The organism is Mesorhizobium sp. P3_B5 (genome assembly GCF_056402815.1).
Window position 1 is genome coordinate 1 of the sequence record NZ_JBFUGR010000014.1, and the last position, 22103, is coordinate 22103.

Consider the following 22103-nt stretch of genomic DNA (forward strand, 5'->3'; position numbering starts at 1 on the left):
GGGGCCGTGCGCCGCGCCATCCGCTCGGCCGGCGCCAGGCTGTTCTTGCTGCCCAAATACTCGCCTGACCTGAACCCCATCGAGAAGCTCTTTGCAAAGCTAAAGCATTGGCTCCGTAAGGCTGCCAAGCGTACCGTCGAAACCGTCTGTGACGCCATCGGCCAAATCCTCGGCACCGTCTCTTCAACCGAATGCAGAAATTACTTCACAGAGGCAGGCTATGCGCCAACCTAGATTCATCCCGCTCTAGGCCGGAACATGCTGGCGGTAAATCAGACAACCGCTTGCGGACGTGACTTTTTCCGGGGTGTTACCGAGAATGCTCATGGCCCCTTGAGGCTGCCGGCGATCGGCCCGACTAGAGGGTCGTATTTGGATTTCAGCGCAGGCGGATAGTCGATCCAGACGGTGCGGATGACGCTATCCTTGCCGAACAGGCGGCGCTCGTAAAAGATATTTTTGTCCTTGACGCCCGACAGCACCGCCCAGTCCTTGCCGGTCTTGCTGTAGGTGATCGTGTAGCCCGGCACCTTGCTGGCTTTCTCGGCAGCGACGAAGCTTTTCGGTGTGTCATCGTCGACGTTGTAGATGCCCGAGCAGGTCAGGCTGGCGCCGTCGGCGCTCAGCCATACCTGCCCGTCGCCATTGTCCGGTTCGGGTTGGCGATCGGTGAAGACCTCGTCGGGAAAGGTGCAGACCGTGCCGAAACGCTCGTTGACGTAGGTGAATGGCGCGGCAACAGCCGTGGTCGTTGCAATCGCTGCGAAAGACGCCAGGGTCGGGAAAAGTCGTTTCATGCCATGCCTCCAGCCAATGACGGAGGCGATCTTGCACGAGATCGGCGAAAAAATCAGCCGCCGGTGACGCTCATATGCCGGGAAACCGAGGGGCGGCTGGTGCGGCGGTCGATGATGAAATCATGACCCTTCGGCTTGCGGCCGATGGCTTCATCAATGGCATCGGCGACCAGTTCGTTGCCTTCGGAGGCACGCAGCGGTGCGCGCAGGTCGGCTGCATCTTCCTGGCCGAGGCACATATAGAGCGTGCCGGTGCAGGTCAGGCGGACGCGGTTGCAGCTTTCGCAGAAATTATGCGTCATCGGCGTAATGAAGCCCAGCCGTCCGCCGGTTTCAGTGACCTGGACATAGCGGGCCGGGCCGCCGGTCTTGTAGGGGATGTCGGTCAGCGTGAACTGGCGCTCCAGCGAAGCGCGCAGCAGCGACAGCGGCAGATACTGGTCGGTGCGGTCGGCGTCGATCTCGCCCATCGGCATGGTTTCGATGACCGTCAGATCCATGCCGCGGCCGTGCGCCCAGCGCATCATCTCCGGCAGTTCGGCGTCGTTGAAATCCTTCAGCGCCACCGCATTGAGTTTCACCTTCAGCCCCGCCGCCTGTGCCGCGTCGATGCCTTCCATGACCTTGCCGAGATGGCCCCAGCGGGTGATCTTGTGGAACTTGTCGGCGTCGAGCGTGTCCAGCGAGACGTTGATGCGCTTGACGCCACAATCGGCGAGCTCGGCGGCAAAGCGCGAAAGCTGCGAACCGTTGGTGGTCAGCGTCAGTTCTTCCAGCGCGCCGCTTTGCAGGTGTCGCGAAATCTGGCGCACCAGATGCATGATGTTCTTGCGCACCAGCGGCTCGCCGCCGGTCAGGCGCAGCTTGCGCACGCCCTTTTCGATGAACACGGTGCAAAGGCGGTCGAGTTCCTCCAGCGACAGCAGGTCCTTCTTGGGCAGAAAGGCCATGTCCTCGGCCATGCAATAGGTGCAGCGGAAATCGCAGCGGTCGGTAACCGACACGCGCAAATAGCTGATTGTGCGACCGAATGGGTCGATCATGTTCATGCTTGTGCGTTTCCCGTGGCCGCGAACGGCGGCGTTATATACCGCTATGTGATACGATCCGGCTTCGCATTCAAGATAGCGGCTCTCGATCTTTGGTAACATTCCCTGGCCGACATGGCATGTCGGTTGCCCCTAAAGCGCCTTTTCCCGCTGCGCGAAGCAGCGTAGGGAAGGGCGATCGATGCGGGTCTACCATCATGACGGCACCAAAGGAACTCAGGGTCTCGAAAGACCGCAGACTGCTCTCGGTGACCTTTCCGGATCACCGGCCGTTCGAACTGCCGGCCGAGCTGCTGCGCGTCGCCTCGCCTTCGGCCGAGGTGCAGGGCCATTCGCCGGAACAGCGCGTGACCGTTCCCGGCAAGCGCAACGTTGCCATCCTGAAGATCGAGCCGGTCGGCAACTACGCCGTGCGCATCACCTTTGACGATTTCCACGACACCGGCATCTTCACTTGGAACTACCTGCATACGCTAGGCCACGAGAAGGACGCGCGCTGGAACGCCTATCTCGCGGAGCTCGAGGAAAAGGGTCTCAGCCGCGATCGTTAGTTCTGGATTGTCGTCAAAACGTCACGGATCTGGGATAGCGCCGGCAAAGGTTCGGAGATGAACAAGATGTCCGTCATCACCTCGGTCGAACAGCTCGAAGCCCTCTATGGCCTGCCAGGCGAAGCGTCGGTGGTCAAGGAACTCGATCATGTCATTCCCGAATACGCCGCCTTCATCGAGGCATCGCCGTTTGTTGCGCTCGCGACCAGCGGGCCGGAGGGGCTGGATTGCTCGCCGCGCGGCGATCTCGCCGGCTTCGTGCGCATCCACGATCCGAAAACCCTGATGATGCCGGACCGGCGCGGCAACAACCGGGCTGACTCGCTGAAAAACATCATTCGCGATCCGCGCGTCGGCCTGCTGTTTTTGGTACCCGGCTCCGGCACCACGCTGCGCGTCAATGGTCGCGCCCACATCACCACCGATGCGGCGCTTTGTGCGTCGTTCACCGTCGAAGGCAAGCCGGCGCGCTCGGTCACCGTGGTCGATGTCGATTCGGTCTATTTCCAGTGCGCCCGCGCCATCGTCCGCTCGGAACTGTGGAACCCGGCAAAGCATGTCGATCCAAAATCGCTGCCGACGCCGGGACAAATCCTGGAAGTCACCAGCCGCAAGAACATTGACGGCGAGACCTACGACAAGGAATGGCCGGAGCGGGCGAAAAAGACGATGTGGTGAGTGGGTCGCGAGGCCGGTTGGATCACGCTTCCTTCAGTACGTCATAGATCTTGCGCATCTGCTCGCCGATCATGTCGCATTGTTCCGGCGTCGACTGGCTCATCGCCTTCTCGATCAGCGCCATATGCACCTTCAGCGCCTTCATCAACAGGTCCGTGCCGGCTTCGGTCAGGGTCAGCCGCAAAACGCGCTTGTCCTTCTCGTCACCTTCACGGCGCAGCAGGCCGCGGCTCTCCAGCTGCGGCAAGAGCATGGTGATGTTGGAGCGCCCGACCAGCAGGCGGCGGGCGAGATCGTGCTGCGACATGCCGGGGTGGCGATAGAGGTTCATCAGCACGTCGAGCTGCGCCGGCTTGAGGTCAAGCGGCGCCAGCTTTGCCGCCAGCGCCCGTTCCAGCGCATGGCAGGCGCGCGCCACCGCGACCCAGTTGCGAAAACGCGGGTTGTCCCAGGGTAGCTCTTGCTTAATGTTCATGTTTGAACTATTATGTTCATGCTTGAACGGAATGGATGGATCGCCACTATGCCATCATTTGGACTGAAGGTCATCCGGGGCGTGTTCGCAGCCACTGAACATGTCGCTCCGCGCCTGAGCGGCCGCGCGGCATTCGAATTGTTCTGCCGCACGCCGAATGTGAAGGCGCTTAGCGATGGCGAACGGCGCGCTGTCGCGCGCGCCGCCGATTTCATGGCCGAGGCGCGTCATCACCGGCTGAAGACCAAGACCGGCTGTGTGATGGTGCATGAATTCAGGCCCGAGCCGGGCAGGGCGTCCGCCGGCACGGTGCTCGTCATCCATGGCTGGCGTTCGCGCACCGAATATATGCGCACGCTGATCGAAGGCTATCGCAGCGCCGGCTACAAGGTCGTCTCGCTCGACCTGCCGGGCCACGGGCAGTCGCAGGGCCGTCGGTTGAACCTGGTCAATGCCGTCGAAGCCGCGCGAATCGCTGGCGAATGGTTCGGACCGTTCGCAGCAGCGGTCGGCCATTCCTTCGGCGGTGCCGTTGCCGCCAATGCCGTTGCCGGTTCGGTCAGGAACATTGCGCCGCTGGCGGCCGAACGGTTGGTGCTTATCGCTGCGCCGAGTTCGTTGCCGACGATCTTCGCCGACTTCAGCCGCATGCTCAATGTCGGCCCGCGCTCACAAATCGCGATGGCCGATCGGGTCGAAAAACTATCCGGCCGGCCGCTGCACGAATTCACGGGCGACCGCCAGCTTGCGCACAGGCCGGTGCCGACGCTGGTCATCCATGCGCCGGACGACCGTGAAGTCTCCGCCGATCACGCAACGCGCTATGCCGGCGCCGGCGACCATGTGCGGCTTCATTGGGCCAATGGACTCGGCCATCGCCGCATCCTCGCCGACAAGGGCGTGGTCGAGCGCGCCGTCGGCTTCATTGCCGACCATCGGGAATCGGTGCTGCTGCACTGAGCCGGGCTTACACGGTCTGTTTCTTCTTCTCGCCGGGCTCGACCGGCAGTCCGGCCGCTTTCCAGGCGGTGTAGCCGCCGAGAATATGCTTCACCGGCGAAAGCCCCATATCCTGCGCCGTCTTGGTGGCAAGCGCCGAGCGCCAGCCGCCGGCGCAGAAGAAGACAAAACTCTTTCCTGAGGCGAAGAACGGCTTGTGGTACGGGCTTTCCGGGTCGATCCAGAATTCCAGCATGCCGCGGGTGACATGTTTTGCGCCGGGGATCTTGCCGTCCCGCTCCACTTCGCGCGGATCGCGCAGGTCGACGAAGATCGTTGCTTCGTCGTCAAGCAGATCAGCCGCTTCCTCAGGCGAGACCACTTCGATCTCGGCATTGGCCTCATCGAGCAGCTCACGATATCCCTTTTTCACCGGCTATCCTCCCGACCGCGTGTTTGCCGGCCTTGCGGATTTCCAGCACAACGGCCGGCCTTTGTCACGCCGTGTCGGGGCCCGTCATCGCCCCTGCCAAAATCGCTTCGACCGTCACGATGTTGTGAAACCGTTCTGCAACAGACCCACCGAAATTTATGGAAGCTTAACGAAATCAGTATGAATCGGTATAGTTGCGCCTTACATCCGCCATGCGGTGGGCGAGACAATCTAGCGGCGCGGAACGGGGCCGGTTGCGACCGGAGCGGGTGATCCATGAAATTCCTTGGAAAAAGAGCAACCTTGGTGCCGCTCGCAGCGGTTGCAGCGACGCTGGCCTTCGGGGCGCCGCAGGCAGGCGCACAGGGGCTGTTCGATATGCTTTTTGGCGGCGGCATCAAGCACGGGCAGCAAGGCGAATTTCCTCCGCCCCCCAAGCGCAAACCCCCGGCAGCTGGCGGTGGCGGCGGCACCAGGATCAGCAGCCCGTCCTACTACACCTACAAGGCCGACCGGCTGGTGCGCGTCGACTTCGCGTCGCTGGTTGCAGCGCAGCCCCAGGTGGCGACGGCCGAGGACGCCGCCTTTGTGCCATCGGCGACGAGCACCGCCTTCCGCGAAGCGGTTGCCGGGCTGAGCGACTATGAACTCTATGCAGAACCCGACATCGCCAAGGCGCTGATCGCCTACTATTCGGCCAACCCGGATTTCATCTGGGTGACCGGAACGACCGTCAACAGCCGCGCCCAGGATGCCGTGCGCGTGCTCGGCGAAGCGGCGAGCTACGGCCTCACGCCTGCTGACTACACGGTCGAAGTGCCGGCCGCCAGCGCGTCGGCCGGCGATGCCAATGCCCAGATGAAGGAACTCGTCCGCTTTGAGATGGCGCTGTCGGCGCGCGTCCTGCGCTACGCCCATGATGCCCAAAGCGGCCGCGTCGATCCCAACCGCATGACCGGCTACTACGAATTTCCGCCCAAGCCGGTCGACATGGAAGCCGTGCTGAAGACGCTGGCGCACACCCAGGAAGTGCGCACCTATCTCGAATCGCGCCATCCGCAGAACCCGGAATACCAGGCGCTGCGCGTCGAACTGGAATCTTTGCAGGCCAGTGCCGAAAACGAAATCGTCGTCGACCCCAAGCTGTTGTTGAAGCCGGGCGAAACCAGTCCCGAACTGCCGAAGCTGCTGACGCTCATCGCGCGCAATCTCGATGACGAGATGGGCGGGGCCTATGGCGAGATCCTGGCCCGGCTCGGCACCAGCGAAGTCTATGTTCCCGAACTGGTGCCGGTCATCAAGGCCGTGCAGGTGAAGGCCGGCATGAAGGGCGATGGGGTCATCGGCCCGCGCACGGTCGCGTCGCTGGCCGGAACCTCCAAAGCCGACAGGCTGCAGAAAGTGCAGGTCGCGCTGGAAGAGTTGCGCTGGATGCCATCCGATCTCGGCAGTCCGCGCGTTTTCATCAACCAGCCCGCATTCACCGCAACCTATATCGACAATGGCGAGGAAAAGCTGAAGACCCGCGTCGTCATCGGCAGGACCACCAACCAGACCGCCTTCTTCTTCAAGGAGATCAAGCAGGTCGATTTCCACCCCTATTGGGGCGTGCCGCAGTCGATCATCGTCAATGAGATGCTGCCGCGCTTGCGCAACGATCCTGGCTATCTCGACCGTGCTGGCTACGAAGTGACCGATTCGCGCGGCAAGCGGGTTCCTTCGTCCTCGGTCGATTGGGGCGCCTACGGCGCCAACATTCCCTACAGCGTGCGCCAGCAGCCAAGCGAAGCCAATGCGCTCGGTGAACTGAAAATCCTGTTTCCCAACAAGCACGCCATCTACATGCACGACACGCCGCAAAAGTCGTTCTTCGAGCGTGACATGCGGGCGCTGAGCCACGGCTGTATTCGCCTGCAGGATCCGCGCGGCATGGCGGCGGCAGTGCTCGGCGTCTCTGTCGACGACGTCGCCGAGAAGCTGAAGCACGGCCATGCGACCGAAGACGTGACGCGCAAGATCCCGGTCTACGCCGCCTATTTCACCGCCTGGCCGAACCTGTCCGGCAATGTCGAATATTTCAACGACGTCTATGATCGCGATACGCGGCTGATGCAGGCGCTGGATGCGACCGAGGCAGTGCGCTCGCCGACGAGCTGAAGCCCATCCCAATTCGGAATGGGCCAATTCTAGGTTTGATCAAAGCGTTGATAAAGCGGGCGACGAAACCCGGCTTCGCGCCCGGCAATCAGCCAATAGATCAGGCCTGCGACAAGGCCGGCGGCGGCGATGATGCCTATATCGGCCCAGCGCTCCGTATCTTCCGGCGCGCCTGGCCAGATCAGAAGAAAGCCCGCAGCCGCCGATGTGGCGCCGAACAGCATGTGCAGTACGAAATTGCGCAGCGAAAAGAATTCGGCGATCAGCGCAAAGATCAGTGATTGCAGGCCTGTCAGGATGATCGTCAGGAAGTACACGAACATGCCGACCGGCGGCACCAGCAGCACCGCGATGGGCGTGACGCCCATGGCATCGAAATAGTCCGGCGCATTGGGCAATGAACTAAGCGCGCCGTAGATTGCCGCCACCGCGACCAGACCGACCAACACCGCAACGAAATAGCCGGCGAGCATCATCAGGATGCGTTTCAAGACATGCCCTACAGTAGCCACGCGCGCCCCCGTGCGATGCAATCATAAGGCGCAGTCAGCCATCAAAGACGAAATGGCGCAAGTGGAGGCTGAAGAGACTGTTGCCGCTGGCTCCGCCTTTGCCCGGTGCGCTCAGGCACCGCCGCACAGATGCTCCGAATCCGGCAGCACCCACCAGGCACTTTCAAAATTCAGATCGACGCCATAATAGACCCTGCCGCGCAAATCGCCTTCGGGGCAATCCCTGGGGATGGACATCAGGCACAGCACGGCGGGGTCACCGACCGTCGAAGCGGCCAGCCCCGGATCGCGCTCATAGGAAACCGCCGAGCCACCATTGACGAAGGTCGCGGCGGCACCACCGTCAGCCGAGGCGGTGGCGAGAGGATCGTCGCCGAGCCGTGTCGTAAGCGTGGCGATATGGGTGACCGCGCATTGGCCGATCGCGGCGGGCAGGGGCTGGTTGGCGCCTTTGGGTTCGCGTGCCCCGGTGTCCAGTGCCTTCTTGCCGATCAGTCCTTCATTGTAGGCTTCGACCCAATGCGGCGAGAAGCCGAATGTTTGCAGTGCGTTGTTCTGCGCGCTGACGATACAAGCGACGTCGCTCTTGCAGGCGTCGCGGTCGGCGACCAGCGCGCGGGCGATCTTGCGCTTGTCGCCACCAAAGGCCGGCTCGAAATCCTTGAAGGCCTTGGCTATCAGGGCGTCTATTGCCGACAGTTGCGGGTCTGCACAGATCGCCTTTTCCGTTGGCGAACTCGACCTTCCACAATCGAAGGACGGCCCCTCGGCGCGTGCCGGACCAAGAACGGCAAGGCCGCCGGCCATGACGACGGCTGGCAACAGCCGGTTGGAAATTCGGCTGCAATAACGCATGACCGCCCCCATTGTTCGATGGTGGGCACTCTAGGGAAAATGCGCGCCAAACGGAATGTCCGGCATAACAATCCAGCTGCGATGCTATTTCGGCGCGGCGGTCACCGGGTCGTAGGTGATCTCAACCTTTGCCTTGTCGGTCGTGTAGTAGGTGACGGTGTAGCCGTCGCTGTCCCAATCGACCTCCTTCACATAGCGAAAGCCGTCGCGCTGCTCGACCTTGGCGATGATTTCCGAGAGCTTTTTTGCATTCGGCGGCGGCAGCGGTTTGTCGTCGGCCGCGAAAGCCGATCCGCTGACGAGGAGACCTGCCAGACCGATCGCCAGAACAACAATGCGCATGATTGCCCTCATTTCATGTTGGCGTGAATTGTGTAGGAAAACTCGCTTCCATGCCGGTTTGTTCCGTCGCGCCCAGAACCGGTTTCGCCTCCTGATTGAGCCGGCGATCCAGGTCCATCTAAAAGTAGGTCCAATATGTCCATGAGCATCGTCTAATATTGGTAAAAGCCATTTTGTTTCAATGCGTAGGACGAATATGCCGTACAGAATATTAGGTAACGATCAAGTAACCATTGATGCTGCCGCGCTATGCCTTCCATTAGCTGATCGTGGTAGAGCTTTCACCAAGACCCTGTTAGACTTCCTGATGGGACAGGGCGGCATCGGCGCGCCGCACCTGCTGATATTTTCTTTCAGAAAAGCGGCGAAAATGTTCAGGAGCGGGTAGTCCCTGTGCTGGAGCAGAGCCAGAAGGACCGAGGCGTGAAAATGGCTGAACGGAATTACACCCGTCAGCTGGCGACGATTATTTCTATCGATGCTGTCGGATTTTCGCGCTTGATGGGTATCGACGACGAATCCGCCGTCGCCGCCTTCGAGGAGCGCCGCGACATTATCGCCGACAGCTGCGGCACATTTGGCGGCCGCACGTTCGGCGATGCCGGCGACAGCATCATGGCCGAATTCGGCAATCCGATCGAGGCGCTGCGCGCGGCCTTCGATTTCCAGGGGCGGATCGTTACGCTCAATGCATCGGTTGCCGAAGACATGCGCATGCCCTTTCGGGCCGGCATCAACACCGGCGACGTCATCGTTCGCGAAGGCCGCCTCTACGGCGACGACGTCAACATCGCCGCCAGAATCCAGGAATTCGCACCGCGCGACGGCCTCGCCGTTTCAGAGACGACATGGCACCATGTGAAAGACAAGACGGCAGCCGAGTTCACCGATCTTGGCGAATTCATGCTGAAGAATATCGCGCTGCCGGTGCGCGTTCTGATCGCGGGTCGCAGCGACAACGGTTCCTCGCCGGCGGCATCGTTTGCGGCCATTCCTCAGGTTAATGCACAGCAGAAGCTGTCGCCCAAAGGTCCGCCCGCGATCGCCGTCCTGCCGTTCCAGAGTGATGGCGACGAGCGCGACGTCGGCTATATGGCGGACGGCATCGCCGAGGACATCATCTATGGTCTTTCCAACACCAGATGGCTCTCGGTTATCGCCAAAGGCTCCAGCTTCCAGTTCCGCGACGATACTCTGGGAACGCGGGTGATCGGCAACGCGCTTGGTGCACGCTACATCGTCAGCGGCACGTTGATGCGCAACGGCGGCCAGATACGCCTGCACACCTCGCTGGCCGATGCGTCAAACGGGCGACTCGTCTGGTCGCAGCGCTTCGATCGCGATCTCGTCGACATATTCGAGCTGCGCGACCAGATCGGCGCGGAGATCGTCTCGATCCTCGACAAGGAGGTCGACCGGGCGGAGCAGGCGCGAACGTTCCAGGTGCCGTGGGAAAGCCTCGAAACCTGGCAGTTGGTGCGGCGAGGGCGCTGGCACATGAACCGGCGCACCCGCGGCGACACCGAAACCGCGCTGGAATTTTTCGAGAAAGCCTACCAGGAAGACGCCAATTCGAGTGCCGTGCTCAACGAACTGGCATGGTGGTATTTCTGGCGGGCGTGGCTGCGTTCCGGCGATGGCGACGATTTAAACAAGGTCGAGCAGTTCGCGCGCAAGGCGCTGCTGATGGACAGTCTCGATGCGCGTCCGCATGCCCATCTCGGCGCCGTCGCGATCATGCGGGGAAAACCCGGAGTCGCGGTCGAGCATCTGGCGGAAGCGATCCACATCAATCCGAGCTTTGCCTTTGCGCGCTCGGGGATGGGCAGTGCCCATCTGCTGCTCGGCAATGCCGCCGCCGCCATACCGTTCTTTGTTGATGCCGAGCGACTGAGCCCCTTCGATCTCTACCGGTTCCACAATCTGGGGGAATTGACGGCGGCTTATAGTTTCGTCGAGGACTGGCCGTCTGCCATCGCCACCGCCGACCGTTCGCTCAACCTGTCGCCCGGCTATTTCTACGCCAGGTTCCTGAAGATCGGCGCGCTGATGCGAAGCGGTCGGCCGGAACAGGCGCGGCACGAAATGGCCATTTTCGCTACGAGGCACCCCGATTTTTCCGAGCAGAGGGTTCGCTGGATACCGTTCGCGGACAAGGCGGCAAACGAATTCCTGATCGCCAATTTCGAAGGCGCCAAATGAGCTGCTGTCATTGGCTGGCCGAACGCTGACAACTGTGAAAAAATTCACATACGCAGAGCCGATGCAACCATAGGCCTTTGAGAGCCGGCATCGCAATGACGTGGACAGCCGGGGGGCTTGAACGCGCATGACAAAATATTTCGACGGCATTCGCAAGGCCCAAGAAAACCAGCGCCCGCTGTCGGAGATGCCGGCATTCGATCTGGGTCGGCTCCGCAAAACGGGCCTGTTGGCGCGCATCGGTGAATTCATCGTCGAAGATCATCCACGCGTCTGGTTGGCCTTCTTGCGACGCTTCCGCCCGAACATCACCGTGCTCGGGGTTCTGCTCGTCACCAAGAGCGCCGATGTCCGCGACATACTGGAGCGCGGCGACGAATTCCAGACCCCGTACGGCCCGGAAATGACCGAGTTCGCGCGGGGGTCCAATTTCATCCTCGGCATGCAGGACGGCGCCGACTACCGCCGCATGAAATCGTCGGTGCTGAGCGCCTTTCCGCCAGCCGAAGTGGAAGCCGCCGTCAGGCCGATCGCCGCGCGCCATTCGCAGGAGATCATGACCCGCGCCAGGCCCGGATTCGATGCGATCTCTGGATTGATGAAGCTCGTTCCGGTGCACATCTGCCGCGACTATTTCGGTATCGAGATCGACAATGAATCCGAATTTGCCGACTGGTCCATAGCTTTAAGCGCGTTGTTTTTTTCCGATCCGAGCGGGGCACCCACCGTACGCCAACTTGCAGTGGTCGCCGGCGATCGGCTGATCAAGGTTATCGACCGGTCCATCGATGCGATCAGGGACAAGGGGGGCAACAGCCAGCAGCCGCTGGCGAGGCTGGTTGCCCAGATGGATCAAGGGCGTCTGTCCAAGGCCGACCTTCATTCGATCATGCTCGGCATGATCGCCGGCTTCGTGCCGACCAATGTGCTGGCCGCCGGCAATTGCCTTGACGTGATCCTGTCGCGGCCGGATGCACGGCAGGCCATCGACGCGGCGCTCGCCGAAAACGACACCGGCAAGCTCGACCGGGCCGTTCTCGAAGCCATGCGCTTCAAGCCGATCTGGATCGGCCCGTGGCGCTACACCGCGCGCGACGCAATCATCGGCAAGGGCACGCACCGCGAGCGCCTGGTGAAGGCGGGCACTGTGGTGATGCCGGCAACGCTGTCGGCGATGTTCGACGCGGACGCCGTACAGAACCCGAACGCGTTCGACACGTCACGCCCGCACCGCGACTACATGGTCTTCGGCCACGGCATCCATCAGTGCATCGGTGCCGAGATCGCCAGGATCCAGATCGGCGAGAGCCTGCGCGCTCTATTCCAGAAGCAGGGTCTGCGCCGCATGCCGGGCAAGGCCGGGCGGATGACGCGCATCGGTGCTTACCCCGAAACCCTGAAGGTTGATTTCGAACCGGACGCCCTTTGCAAGACGGTCGACCAGTCAATGGTGACAGTTGTTTGTCCAGTCACCCGGGGCACCTCGTTGGACACCATCCGCACCAAGGTGGCAGAGCTCGGCAACCCCGCCGGCGACGCGATCCGCGACGCGCTCAACAGTGCTGGCACCATTCATTTCTCCAGCCTCGCTGTTGTCGGCACCGGCGAGACGGACAAGGCGTCAGGTCTTGAAAGAGGTGCGCTCGTTCTCGAGATCTCCGGCGACGGCAGCGCCGCTGAGGTGATCGCTGCTGTCGCGCAGGCAATCGAAAGCAGGCTGCGGCCGATCTTCAAGGCCTGCGGCTTGCCGGAAGGCGGAGCGCTGAGCGACTTCCTGCGCAAACACAATGTCGACATCTCGCCCTCTTTCGGCAGCAATGCCGGGCTGGTGTTTTCGGGCACGCCGGGGCACTCGGTCCAGCGCATCAAGGCCGAGCAGGCGCTTTTCGAAGCCGTGCGCGACATTGTGGAGAAGCCACGCAAGGGCACCGGCAACGCCCCGGCCGTGCTCGCTGAAGTTCGCCAGCATGTCCAGTCATTGGGAACGTTTGCCTGGGCATTCAAGCCGGCCGAAAGCAAGCTGGAAAAGCCGCCGGGCCATTGGGGCCGTGCCTTGATGACGACCCTGCTGGTGCCGCCGGTCTTCGTGACGGTGGCGGTCATCTGGGCCGCTTGCTGGTACATGACTTACAGCGTGGTGTTCGGCAGATCGATCGACATCAGTTCCCATGAAATCTCCTTCACCGCCATAGCCGTAGCAGTCACGTCGCTCCTGTTGTCGGGACTTGGGGTGTTGGTCGCGGCGGCGCTGCTGGTGTTTTTGTGCTTGCTGGCGCTGCGGCGCCGCGAGGACAAGGACCATGCGGAAAGCACATCGATCGGCATATCTGCATTGAACGCGATACTCGCCAAGGAGGACCACGCGGCACAGAACCATCTGACCGCGATTTCGACGATGAAGGCCGGCATCCTGCGGCGGCTGGCGCTGAGGTTTTCCTTCTACCTGATCTCGATCGCCGCGCAGAAGGTGTTCAAGCCAGGCTTTCTCAACACCATCAACACAATCCATTTCGCCCGCTGGGTGCTGCTGCCGGGCTCCAACAGACTGATATTCTTCTCCAACTATGGCGGCAGCTGGGAAAGCTATCTCGAGGACTTCATTGCCAAGGCATCCGCCGGCCTGACCGGCGTGTGGAGCAACACCGTGGGCTATCCACGCACACAATGGCTGTTCCTCGACGGCGCGCGCGACGGCGATCGCTTCAAGCGCTGGGCGCGGCGCCAACAGGTACCAACTCTGTTCTGGTACTCCGCCTATCCCGATCTCAACACCACGCGCATCCGGATCAATTCCCGGATCAGGCGCGGCATTGCTTCCGCCGTCGGCAACGAGGCGCGCGACTGGCTGAGCCTGTTCGGTTCGCTGCAGCGTCCGGCGAGCGAAACGACCACCGTTCAAAAGACCACCTCTGTGCTGGCCAACGTCAGTTCGGCCTTTCCGCCGCCTCTCGAGCAGCAGCTGGAAACCGGCGAGATCCAGTCCATCTTCTTCGGCCCGTTCGGCCCGCTTGGTTATTCGCATATGCTTGCGATCCAGGTGCCGGACAAATTGCCGGCAGCCAAACGCCGGGCCTGGCTCGATTTTATTATCGAACAGACGAGTTTCGGCGAAGGCAAGCCTGCCGGGCGAGCCATGACGGTAGCCTTTGGTCCCGGTGGCCTGCGGCAGCTTGGGCTCGACGAAGGCGTGGAGGACGATCCTCTGGACACATTCCCGATTGCCTTTCGCCATGGCATGGGCAACCCCGAGCGTAGGCGCATCCTGGACGACCGAGGCGACGCAGCGGACGAATGGGAGTGGGGGTCGCTGAAGAAACCTGTCGACCTGGTCATCGTCTGCTATGCGGAAGAACCGGGAAAGTTGCAGACCGAGATCGCCGCCGTGAAACGAAAGACGACCGGTGCAGGCATGAAGGTCGCCGCTGAACTGCCGCTCGCCGTCAATCGGGGTCCGACCAACAAGCAGACGAAATCGTCGAGTGCGGCGTCGAATGCGGCAAAGGGTGACGACAAGTCGGAACGTGGGCCAGCCTATGAGCATTTCGGCTTCGCCGACGGCATTTCGCAGCCGATTGTCCGCGGCACCACCCGCGCCAGCAGGGGCGCTGCATCAATGCATCTGGTCGCGCCCGGCGAGTTCCTGTTCGGCTATCGTGACGAGCACGGGTTCTATCCGTCCTCGCCCTCGGTAAGCGCATCACGCGATCGGACCGGCATCCTTTCGCAGGTGCGCCGTAGCCGGCTTGTTCCAGGCCTGCCGCCACCGCCGCGCGATTTCGGTCGCAACGGCTCGTTCCTCGTCATTCGCCAGTTCGAGCAGCATGTCGACACCTTCAACGACTATTGCAAAAAGGCCGCGGCGTTGGCGGCAAGCCAAACCGGCAACCAGGCCATCACGCAAGATTGGGTTGCCGCCAAGATGCTCGGCCGTTGGCAGAACGGTAGCTCGCTGGTGCGCAACCCCGATCATCCGGGACCCGTCATCGACAACAACTTCGCCAGTGGCGCCGAGGATCCGCAAGGGCATCGCTGCCCGCTCGGGGCTCACATACGCCGTTCCAACCCGCGCGATTCGCTGGGCGAGGACCGCGACACGCAGATCAATATCGGCAAGCGCCACCGTATCCTGCGGGTCGGCCGCACCTATGAGAAGCAGGACGGCGAGACTGGAAAGGTCGAGAAGGGGCTGCTCTTCATGTGCCTTAACGCCGACATCGAGCGCCAGTACGAATTCATCCAGCAGACCTGGGTTTCGTCGAGCTCGTTCCAGGGCCTCGTTGCTGAAAAGGACCCGACGATCGGTTCGCGCGACGGTGATGGCAAGTTCACCATTCCGTCCTGGGAAAAGGTCACGACGCTCCGGGACATGCCGCAATTCGTCACCACCAAGGGCGGCGGCTATTTCTTCATGCCGAGCCGGTCTGCGTTGCGCTACCTGATTTCGCGGCTGTGATTCGCCACCGAAATCGTCACTCGTCGTCCTGAGACTCGGCGATGTGGCGAAGAACGCCGCCGTCGGTTATGCGCAGGCCGCCGCGCTTAATGGCAATGATCGAGCGGTTGCGCCAGTCATTGAGCGTCTTGTTGACCGACTCGCGCGTGGCGCCGAGGAATTCCCCGAGCTCCGACTGCGAGATCGGAATCCATCCGGCGCTGTCCGCCATCACCTCAGCCAGAAACACCAGCCGCTTGGCGAGCCTTGCCTCGATGCCGAAGAAAGCCTGGTCGCCGAGCTCGCCGCTGACCCAGCGCAGCCTTGCGCACAGCAATTCGATCATGGCGCGCGCCAGGGATGGGTTTTTTTCAATACGATCAAAGAGTTGCGTTCGACTGAGCGAGACCAGTTCACAACTGGTGAGGCAGATGGCGGTGGCGGTGCGCGGACGTCCGTCGAGCGCGCCGATCTCGCCGACGAGACTGCGCGACAGTTCGATATTGGCCACCAGCTTCTGGCCACCCGGTGAATAGATCGAGATTTCCACCGTGCCGCTCATCACGCCGTAGATGCGGTCGCCGGCATCTTCCTGGACAAAGAGATGCTGGCCGACGGCATAGCGTTCGATCTTGCAGCCGCTGAAGAGCAGATCGAACTGGCGCGGATCAATCCGCGCGAGGCGCGGCAGATCGCTTCTGTCGTTCGCGCTGGCGGTCGGCATGATGAAATTCCGTCTGTCGTGGCTGTGATAGTTGTACGACAACGGCGCGATCGATCAAAGCAAATGTGGCAGAAGGCCGTCTGCACGCCCAGCCGGGAGGTGTCTGGAAGCGTGCAGACGGCAACTGTGAAAATGACTAGGTGATCGAAATTCCTGCATTTACTGGTTGTTGCCCAGCATCCACAGGGTGACGCGCTTGACGCCCTGCTTGGCTGGGATGTCGACGCCGACGGCCTTGTTCAGGCTGGCAAGGTCGTCGCAAGCAATCTGGACGACGATCTCGTCAGGGCGAAAACTGTGGGACAGTCCCAAGCATTGGCCAAAACCCCAATTGGTGGCCAAGACGTCGCCTGCCGCGCCGGATTCCGTTTCGATGAGGACATAGGCATCGGTGTTCGCCATCGCCGGAGCGGTGAACACTATTGCCGCGATAAATGTGCCAAAGGCAAACAAGATCCGCATCTGTCCTCTCCCGGCTGACCTCTCCCGGCTGAAAAATACTGTCATAAATCGCGGCGGGACTGGTCGCATTGGCGATGCCCGTTTCCGTTGATGCCCGTTTCCGTTCGAGCCATAGGGACGCGCAAATCGCTTCCCCGTCTGTGAAAGGGATCACAGAGATGACACGCAAAGGGTGCGATGGTCTTATCTTGCTTGTCACTCGGCATTGCTTCAGTCTGAAAGCAGTACCGCAGTTTTCTACTTTGACAGCTCGGGAAGTGGGGCGTGCCATGGCACTGGTGACAGGGCTCCTGATCAAGGTTCGTGGTGACGGTACCGGCTTTGCCGCAGGCAGCCCTTCGCTTGGCCTCGGCGCTGTCGAGGTCGAGCCGATCCTGACTGTGCCGCCCGGCACCGCCGGCAGCGATTTCGGCGCCGGCGCCGATCGCGGCGCAACCTGGTTCAGGCTTGCCGCGCAACACGCGCAAAACCCCTGGGATGACGCCCATGATCTCGTCGCTCGCGGCGAGGCTTTCGGGGCGGCCGGCGGACCCGAGGTGCTGGCCGTGGAGCCCGACCTCGTCCAGCAATGGGATTACAAGGACGCCAACGGCGACCGTGGCATGGCGGCAAGCGCAAGTCCCCCCTGTACCTTTGACGACCAGAACCCAAGCGGCGGACAGGCCACCGTGGCCGCCGGCGTCGCCTGGAATGCGGGTGCGGCCTTCAGCCAGTTCGCGACCGCCCGCACCAAGGTCGGCGCCAAGCAGGCCAACATCACCATCGCCCATCTCGACACCGGCTTCGATCCGGCGCATCGCACCGTGCCGGCCGCGCTGGCCACGGCGCTGCAGCGCAATTTCGTCAATGACGGCGCCGGGCCGAACAACGCTACCGATCACGCCCCGGCAGGGACGCTGACCAGCAATCGCGGCCACGGCACCGGCACGCTCAGCCTGCTCGCCGGCAACAGGCTCGACGGAACATCACCGCATTGGCCGGGCTTCACCGATTTCGTCGGTGGCGCCCCGCAGGCAAACATCATTCCGGTGCGTATCGCCGACTGGGTGGTGCGGCTCACCACCGGCACCATGGTGCAAGGCATCGACTATGCCCGCTCGAAAGGCGCGCAGGTGCTGTCGATGAGCATGGGCGGTCTCACCTCGCAAGCGCTGGTCGACGCGGTCAATCTTGCCTACGACAACGGCGTCGTGATGGTCACTGCGGCCGGCAACAACTTTACCATCACGCCGAGCAGCATCGTGTTTCCGGCCCGCTACAACCGCGTGCTGGCGGCTTGCGGCGTCATGGGCGACGGCGGCGCCTATTCCGGCCTCAGCTTCGGCACCATGCAAGGCAATTACGGGCCGCAATCGAAGATGGCGACGGCGCTTGGCGCCTATACGCCGAATGTGCCATGGGCGGAGATCGACTGCGCCAAGATCGTCGACATGGACGGGTCCGGCACCTCAGCCGCAACGCCGCAGATCGCCGCAGCCGCCGCACTCTGGCTGGCCGAGCATTGGGATGTCGTGAAGAACTATTCACAACCGTGGATGCGCATCGAGGCGGTTCGCTTCGCGCTGTTTTCCGCGGCGGCCAAGTCGACGGCCAAGATGGGAGCCGCCGAGACATTGAAAAAAATCGGCCAGGGCGTCGTCCGGGCGGATGCCGCGCTCGCGGTGATGCCGCGGGCCGAAAACCAGCTGCAGAAACTGCCGCCGGCCAAATATTCCTGGGGTTGGCTTGATTTGATCATCGGTGGCGGCAATTCCGTGGCGCCCTTGTCGCCTGTGGAGCGACAGCGCCGAAAGATGTTTGCGCTGGAGCTGACCCAGATGGCGCAGCGTGTCGCGTCGGTCGACCAGGCGATCGCCGACCCGGATGGCGATCCAGCAGGCATCTCGGCCGCCGCGCGCAACCGCTATCTCGAGGCCGCTCTCGATGAGGGCAAGCCGTCGAAGCCTCTGCGCGCTTTTCTCGAAAGCACGCTGGGCAGGGCGGGCGCCAAGCCGGTTGCCAGCAAGGCGACAAAGCCGGCGCCGCCGATCAAGCGCAAGCCGCGGCCATTGCCGCCACCAAAGCGCCGGCTGCGCATCTACGCGCTCGATCCGTCAGTGGCCAAGCGGCTCGATTCCGTTTCCATCTTTCAGGCAACGCTGTCCGTTCCGTGGGACGACAAGCCGTCGACCGCCAATGCCTTGTTGCCTGGTCCGGTCGGCGAATATCTCGAGATCGTCGATGTCGATCCGGCGTCCAACCGCGTCTACGATCCGGTCGACCTCAACGACAAGATGCTGCTCGCCCAGGACGGCTTGCCGCCATCGGAAGGCAATCCGCAGTTCCACCAGCAGATGGTCTATGCCGTCGCCATGACCACCATCGGGCATTTCGAGCGTGCACTGGGCCGTCGGGCGCTGTGGGCCCCGCACTATGCCGCTGGGCGCAGCGGCGACATGACGATGAAGGCCAACGAAGTGCGGCGGCTGCGCATCTATCCGCACGCGCTGCGGGCCGAAAATGCCTATTACAGCCCCGACAAGAAGGCCTTGCTATTCGGCTATTTCCCCGCCGAGGGCGGCGCGGGTGACGTCACCACGCCGGGCACGACGGTGTTTTCCTGCCTGTCGAGCGACATCGTCGCCCACGAAATGTCGCATGCGCTGCTCGACGGACTCCACCGGCGTTTCCAGGAAGCGTCCAACCCGGACGTGCCGGCTTTCCATGAGGCCTTTGCCGATATCGTTGCCCTGTTCCAGCATTTCACCCTCAAGGAGCTGGTCTCCTTCGAGATCGCCAAGGCGAGGGGCGATGTCTCGGCGGCAACGCTTTTGTCCGGCATCGCCAAACAATTCGGCGAGGGCAGCGGCCGCGCCGGTCCATTGCGTGACTACGGCAGCGCCGGCATGGCCGATCTCGACTACGACAAGACATTCGAGCCGCACGACCGCGGCTCGATCCTGGTGTTCGCCGTCTACCAGGCGTTTCTGGCAATCGCCAGCCGCCGCACCGACGATTTGATACAGCTGGCCACCGGCGGAACCGGCGTGCTGCCCGCCGGCACGCTGCACCCCAGCCTGGTCGAGCGCCTCACCGACGAGACCGCCAAGACCGCGCAGCAGATGCTGACCATGTGCATTCGCGCGCTCGATTATTGCCCGACCGTCGACATCACCTTTGGCGAGTATCTGCGCGCGCTGATCACGGCCGACATCGACGCCTTCCCCGACGACCCACTCCACTATCGCCTGGCCTTCATGGAATCCTTCCGCAAATGGAAGCTGTTGCCTCGCGACGTGCGCACCATATCGGAAGAGACGCTTGTCTGGAGCGCACCCGACGACCCTTCGCCAAGCTGGCTGACCGGCTTGTTGCGCGACATCGATCTGAGCTGGAACCAGAAGCTCGATCGCTCAGAGATTTTCGCGCTCAACGAGAAGAACCGCTACACGCTCTGGAAAGCCATGCGGCAGGCTTTCGTCGCCACCCCCGATCTCCATAGCCAATTCGGCCTGCTGCCGCATTTGCCGCGCTACGATGAGCATGGCGCGCTGATGCACAAGGCGCGCAAGGGCGAGACCACGTTCGACATTTTCGGCGTGCGACCGACCCGCCGAGTCGAGCCCGATGGCTCGTTCCGCACCGAGGTGATCGCCGTCATCCAGCAACGCGTTCCCGTGGGTCTAGACGGCACGCCGGCGCTGAACGGCGTGAAGAAAGGCGACGGCTTTTTCTGGTTCCGGGGCGGCGCCACCGTCATCATCGACCCGCGCCAGGGCCAGGAAGAAATCCGCTATTCGATCATCAAGAACACCGGCAGCGCCGATCGGCTGAAACGCCAGTCGCAGACAGCGACCGCGAACTTCTTGTCGCCGCTTCGGGCGCTTTATTTCGGCCGCGAGGTTTCTGAACCCTTCGCCATGCTGCATGCCAGCCATGGAGACGACGATGTCTAGAAAACCGTCAACCCGCAGGGCGCCCCGGCCTGCCGCGCCCGCGCCGGCCCAATTGCCCGCCGTCACCGTGCGCCATTATTGCCAGGGCATCGGCGACTGCCATTTGCTGAGTTTTCCCAAGCCGGACGGCTCGCTGTTTCGCATACTCATCGACTGCGGCATTCACGTCTCGATCAAGGGTGGACCGGCGCTGATCGGCGACATCGTCGCCGACATCAAGGACGAGACCGGCGGCAAGATCGACGTTCTCGTCATCACCCACGAGCACTGGGACCATGTCTCGGGTTTCCTGACCTCGGACGAATTGTTCGCGGGTTTTTCCGTTGGCGAGGTCTGGATGGCCTGGACCGAAAACCCTGGCGATGCCGAGGCGATCGAGCTCGATAAATTCAAGGCCCAGGCTTTGACGGCGCTGCAGGGCGCCAGCCAGAGGCTCGAGGCCGAGCAGGGCTTGAACCCGTTCATGGCCGGCGTCCGCGACGGCCTGCAATCCGTCCTCGGCTTCCAGTTCGGCGCCACCGGCGAAAGGGTGCGCGCCGCGCGCGATGCCGCCAAAAAGCTTTCGGCAAAACCTCCCGTCTATTTCGAACCCGGCGGGCCATTGCCGTCCGTTCCGGCGCTGCCCAATCTGCGCGTCTACGTGCTCGGCCCGCCGCGCGACAAGGCGGCGTTGCGCCTGGAGGACAAGGCGAGCGAAATGTTCCCGCTCAGCCTCGGCGGCCCCTTCGCGCGGGCGCTAAGCGCCGGCGTGGCCGTGAACGAAAACAGCGACGGAACCTATATCGACGAGCTCAGCCCCTTCGAGCGCAGCGTCGGCACCGAACTGTCGGCGGCGTTGAGCGCCGGCGCGGCAGCCGATGCGCCAGGCGACACGTGCGCCTTCGTCTGGGACCACTATTCCGGCCCCGCAGCCAACGCCCGGCCCGATGACGATCCCGACCAGTCCTGGCGCCGCATCGATGCCGATTGGCTCGGCATTGCCGCCGACCTCGCCATGCAGCTCGACCGCGGCGTCAACAACACCAGCCTGGTGCTGGCGTTCGAATTCATCGACACCGGCAGGGTTTTTCTCTTCCCCGGCGATGCCCAGATCGGCAACTGGCTGAGCTGGAAGGATCTGAAATGGCCGCAGGGGCAGACGACCGTCACCGCGGCCGATCTGATGGCGCGCACCGTCTATCTGAAGGTTGCCCATCACGGCAGCCAGAACGCGACGCCGCCAAAGCAAGGTCTCGATTTGATGACCAGCGCCGACCTGTCGGCCTTCATCCCGACCAACAAGATCGATGCCGTCAACGTGCACTGGGGCGCAATGCCCTACGACGCCATCCTGACCGCACTTGCCGCCAAGACCAGCGGCCGCGTCATCCGCGCCGACGATGCCTGGCTGGCCAACAAGAACGGCAAGCCGGCCTTTGCCGCGCCCTCCGGCTCGATCTTGGCCGTCCGCAGTGCCCCGCGTGATGAGGCGCGGGGTACGGGTGGGCTTTGGGTGGAACTGGATCTGGCGTGAGAGGCCCTAAACCGGATCGCCGCCGAGCCCGGCGCTAGCCTCGTCGC

The 22103-nt window shown here is 62.6% G+C and carries 18 protein-coding genes; 9 read left to right on the forward strand and 9 right to left on the reverse strand.

The features are described 5' to 3' along the window. Positions 1 to 234: transposase (locus AC1DVW_RS25325; protein ID WP_477326762.1), on the forward strand; the 234-nt coding region annotated here is incomplete at its 5' end. An 89-nt stretch (positions 235 to 323) separates the two neighbouring features. Here AC1DVW_RS25325 and AC1DVW_RS25330 read toward each other — a convergent pair. Continuing rightward, on the reverse strand, positions 324 to 797 hold the full coding sequence (locus tag AC1DVW_RS25330) for a hypothetical protein (RefSeq protein WP_477326764.1): 474 nt from the start codon (positions 795 to 797) through the stop codon (positions 324 to 326). Positions 798 to 850: 53 nt separating this feature from the next. Beyond that, entirely contained in the window at positions 851 to 1846 is a 996-nt protein-coding gene (gene moaA, locus AC1DVW_RS25335; RefSeq protein ID WP_477276160.1) for a GTP 3',8-cyclase MoaA, read from the reverse strand. A 197-nt stretch (positions 1847 to 2043) separates the two neighbouring features. Between moaA and AC1DVW_RS25340 the strand changes: the two genes are divergently transcribed. Both AC1DVW_RS25340 and AC1DVW_RS25345 read left to right on the forward strand, forming a co-directional pair. Continuing rightward, positions 2044 to 2397 carry a gamma-butyrobetaine hydroxylase family protein gene (locus AC1DVW_RS25340; RefSeq protein ID WP_477247004.1) on the forward strand — a complete coding sequence of 118 codons (354 nt, stop codon included), beginning with the start codon at positions 2044 to 2046 and terminating at the stop codon, positions 2395 to 2397. A 66-nt stretch (positions 2398 to 2463) separates the two neighbouring features. Beyond that, the gene (locus AC1DVW_RS25345) at positions 2464 to 3075 is read left to right on the forward strand and encodes a pyridoxamine 5'-phosphate oxidase family protein (RefSeq protein ID WP_477326868.1); all 612 of its coding nucleotides are present in this window, start codon (positions 2464 to 2466) and stop codon (positions 3073 to 3075) included. A gap of 22 nt (positions 3076 to 3097) precedes the next feature. Here AC1DVW_RS25345 and AC1DVW_RS25350 read toward each other — a convergent pair whose 3' ends face one another. Further along, positions 3098 to 3550 carry a MarR family winged helix-turn-helix transcriptional regulator gene (locus tag AC1DVW_RS25350; RefSeq protein ID WP_477247000.1) on the reverse strand — a complete coding sequence of 151 codons (453 nt, stop codon included), beginning with the start codon at positions 3548 to 3550 and terminating at the stop codon, positions 3098 to 3100. A gap of 48 nt (positions 3551 to 3598) precedes the next feature. Between AC1DVW_RS25350 and AC1DVW_RS25355 the strand changes: the two genes are divergently transcribed. Further along, the gene (locus AC1DVW_RS25355) at positions 3599 to 4510 is read left to right on the forward strand and encodes an alpha/beta hydrolase (RefSeq protein ID WP_477326766.1); all 912 of its coding nucleotides are present in this window, start codon (positions 3599 to 3601) and stop codon (positions 4508 to 4510) included. Between the two features lie 7 nt (positions 4511 to 4517). Here the strand turns inward: AC1DVW_RS25355 and AC1DVW_RS25360 are convergent, their stop codons facing one another. After that, a complete protein-coding gene (locus tag AC1DVW_RS25360) occupies positions 4518 to 4922 on the reverse strand; it encodes a rhodanese-like domain-containing protein (RefSeq protein ID WP_477246996.1) in 405 nt (134 codons plus the stop codon). A 276-nt stretch (positions 4923 to 5198) separates the two neighbouring features. Between AC1DVW_RS25360 and AC1DVW_RS25365 the strand changes: the two genes are divergently transcribed. Beyond that, the gene (locus AC1DVW_RS25365; RefSeq protein WP_477276152.1) at positions 5199 to 7079 is read left to right on the forward strand and encodes a L,D-transpeptidase family protein; all 1881 of its coding nucleotides are present in this window, start codon (positions 5199 to 5201) and stop codon (positions 7077 to 7079) included. Between the two features lie 29 nt (positions 7080 to 7108). On the opposite strand, the gene AC1DVW_RS25370 is transcribed toward AC1DVW_RS25365, so the two are convergent. The 3 genes from AC1DVW_RS25370 to AC1DVW_RS25380 form a co-directional block, all read right to left on the reverse strand. Beyond that, positions 7109 to 7555, reverse strand: coding sequence for a hypothetical protein (locus tag AC1DVW_RS25370; protein ID WP_477247198.1), 447 nt, complete (start codon positions 7553 to 7555; stop codon positions 7109 to 7111). A gap of 147 nt (positions 7556 to 7702) precedes the next feature. Continuing rightward, positions 7703 to 8446 (reverse strand): lysozyme inhibitor LprI family protein, encoded by a 744-nt coding sequence (locus AC1DVW_RS25375; protein ID WP_477326768.1) that lies wholly within the window; start codon positions 8444 to 8446, stop codon positions 7703 to 7705. An 84-nt stretch (positions 8447 to 8530) separates the two neighbouring features. Then, entirely contained in the window at positions 8531 to 8788 is a 258-nt protein-coding gene (locus tag AC1DVW_RS25380; protein ID WP_477246990.1) for a PepSY domain-containing protein, read from the reverse strand. 429 nt (positions 8789 to 9217) lie between these two features. On the opposite strand from AC1DVW_RS25380, the gene AC1DVW_RS25385 reads away from it, so the two are divergent. Next, positions 9218 to 10990, forward strand: coding sequence for an adenylate/guanylate cyclase domain-containing protein (locus AC1DVW_RS25385; RefSeq protein ID WP_477246988.1), 1773 nt, complete (start codon positions 9218 to 9220; stop codon positions 10988 to 10990). 127 nt (positions 10991 to 11117) lie between these two features. Then, entirely contained in the window at positions 11118 to 15443 is a 4326-nt protein-coding gene (locus tag AC1DVW_RS25390) for a cytochrome P450 (protein ID WP_477326770.1), read from the forward strand. Positions 15444 to 15459: 16 nt separating this feature from the next. Here AC1DVW_RS25390 and AC1DVW_RS25395 read toward each other — a convergent pair whose 3' ends face one another. Beyond that, positions 15460 to 16146, reverse strand: a complete 687-nt coding sequence (locus AC1DVW_RS25395; RefSeq protein ID WP_477246984.1) for a Crp/Fnr family transcriptional regulator — start codon at positions 16144 to 16146, stop codon at positions 15460 to 15462. Positions 16147 to 16305: 159 nt separating this feature from the next. Continuing rightward, positions 16306 to 16608 carry a hypothetical protein gene (locus tag AC1DVW_RS25400; protein WP_477326772.1) on the reverse strand — a complete coding sequence of 101 codons (303 nt, stop codon included), beginning with the start codon at positions 16606 to 16608 and terminating at the stop codon, positions 16306 to 16308. Between the two features lie 269 nt (positions 16609 to 16877). On the opposite strand from AC1DVW_RS25400, the gene AC1DVW_RS25405 reads away from it, so the two are divergent. Together AC1DVW_RS25405 and AC1DVW_RS25410 are read left to right on the forward strand one after the other, a co-directional pair. Then, complete coding sequence (locus AC1DVW_RS25405; protein WP_477326774.1) at positions 16878 to 20543, forward strand: S8 family serine peptidase; 3666 nt, start codon at positions 16878 to 16880, stop codon at positions 20541 to 20543. After that, positions 20536 to 22056 carry an MBL fold metallo-hydrolase gene (locus tag AC1DVW_RS25410; protein WP_477246978.1) on the forward strand — a complete coding sequence of 507 codons (1521 nt, stop codon included), beginning with the start codon at positions 20536 to 20538 and terminating at the stop codon, positions 22054 to 22056. Before AC1DVW_RS25405 ends, AC1DVW_RS25410 begins: the two co-directional genes overlap by 8 nt. Positions 22057 to 22103: the final 47 nt, after the last annotated feature.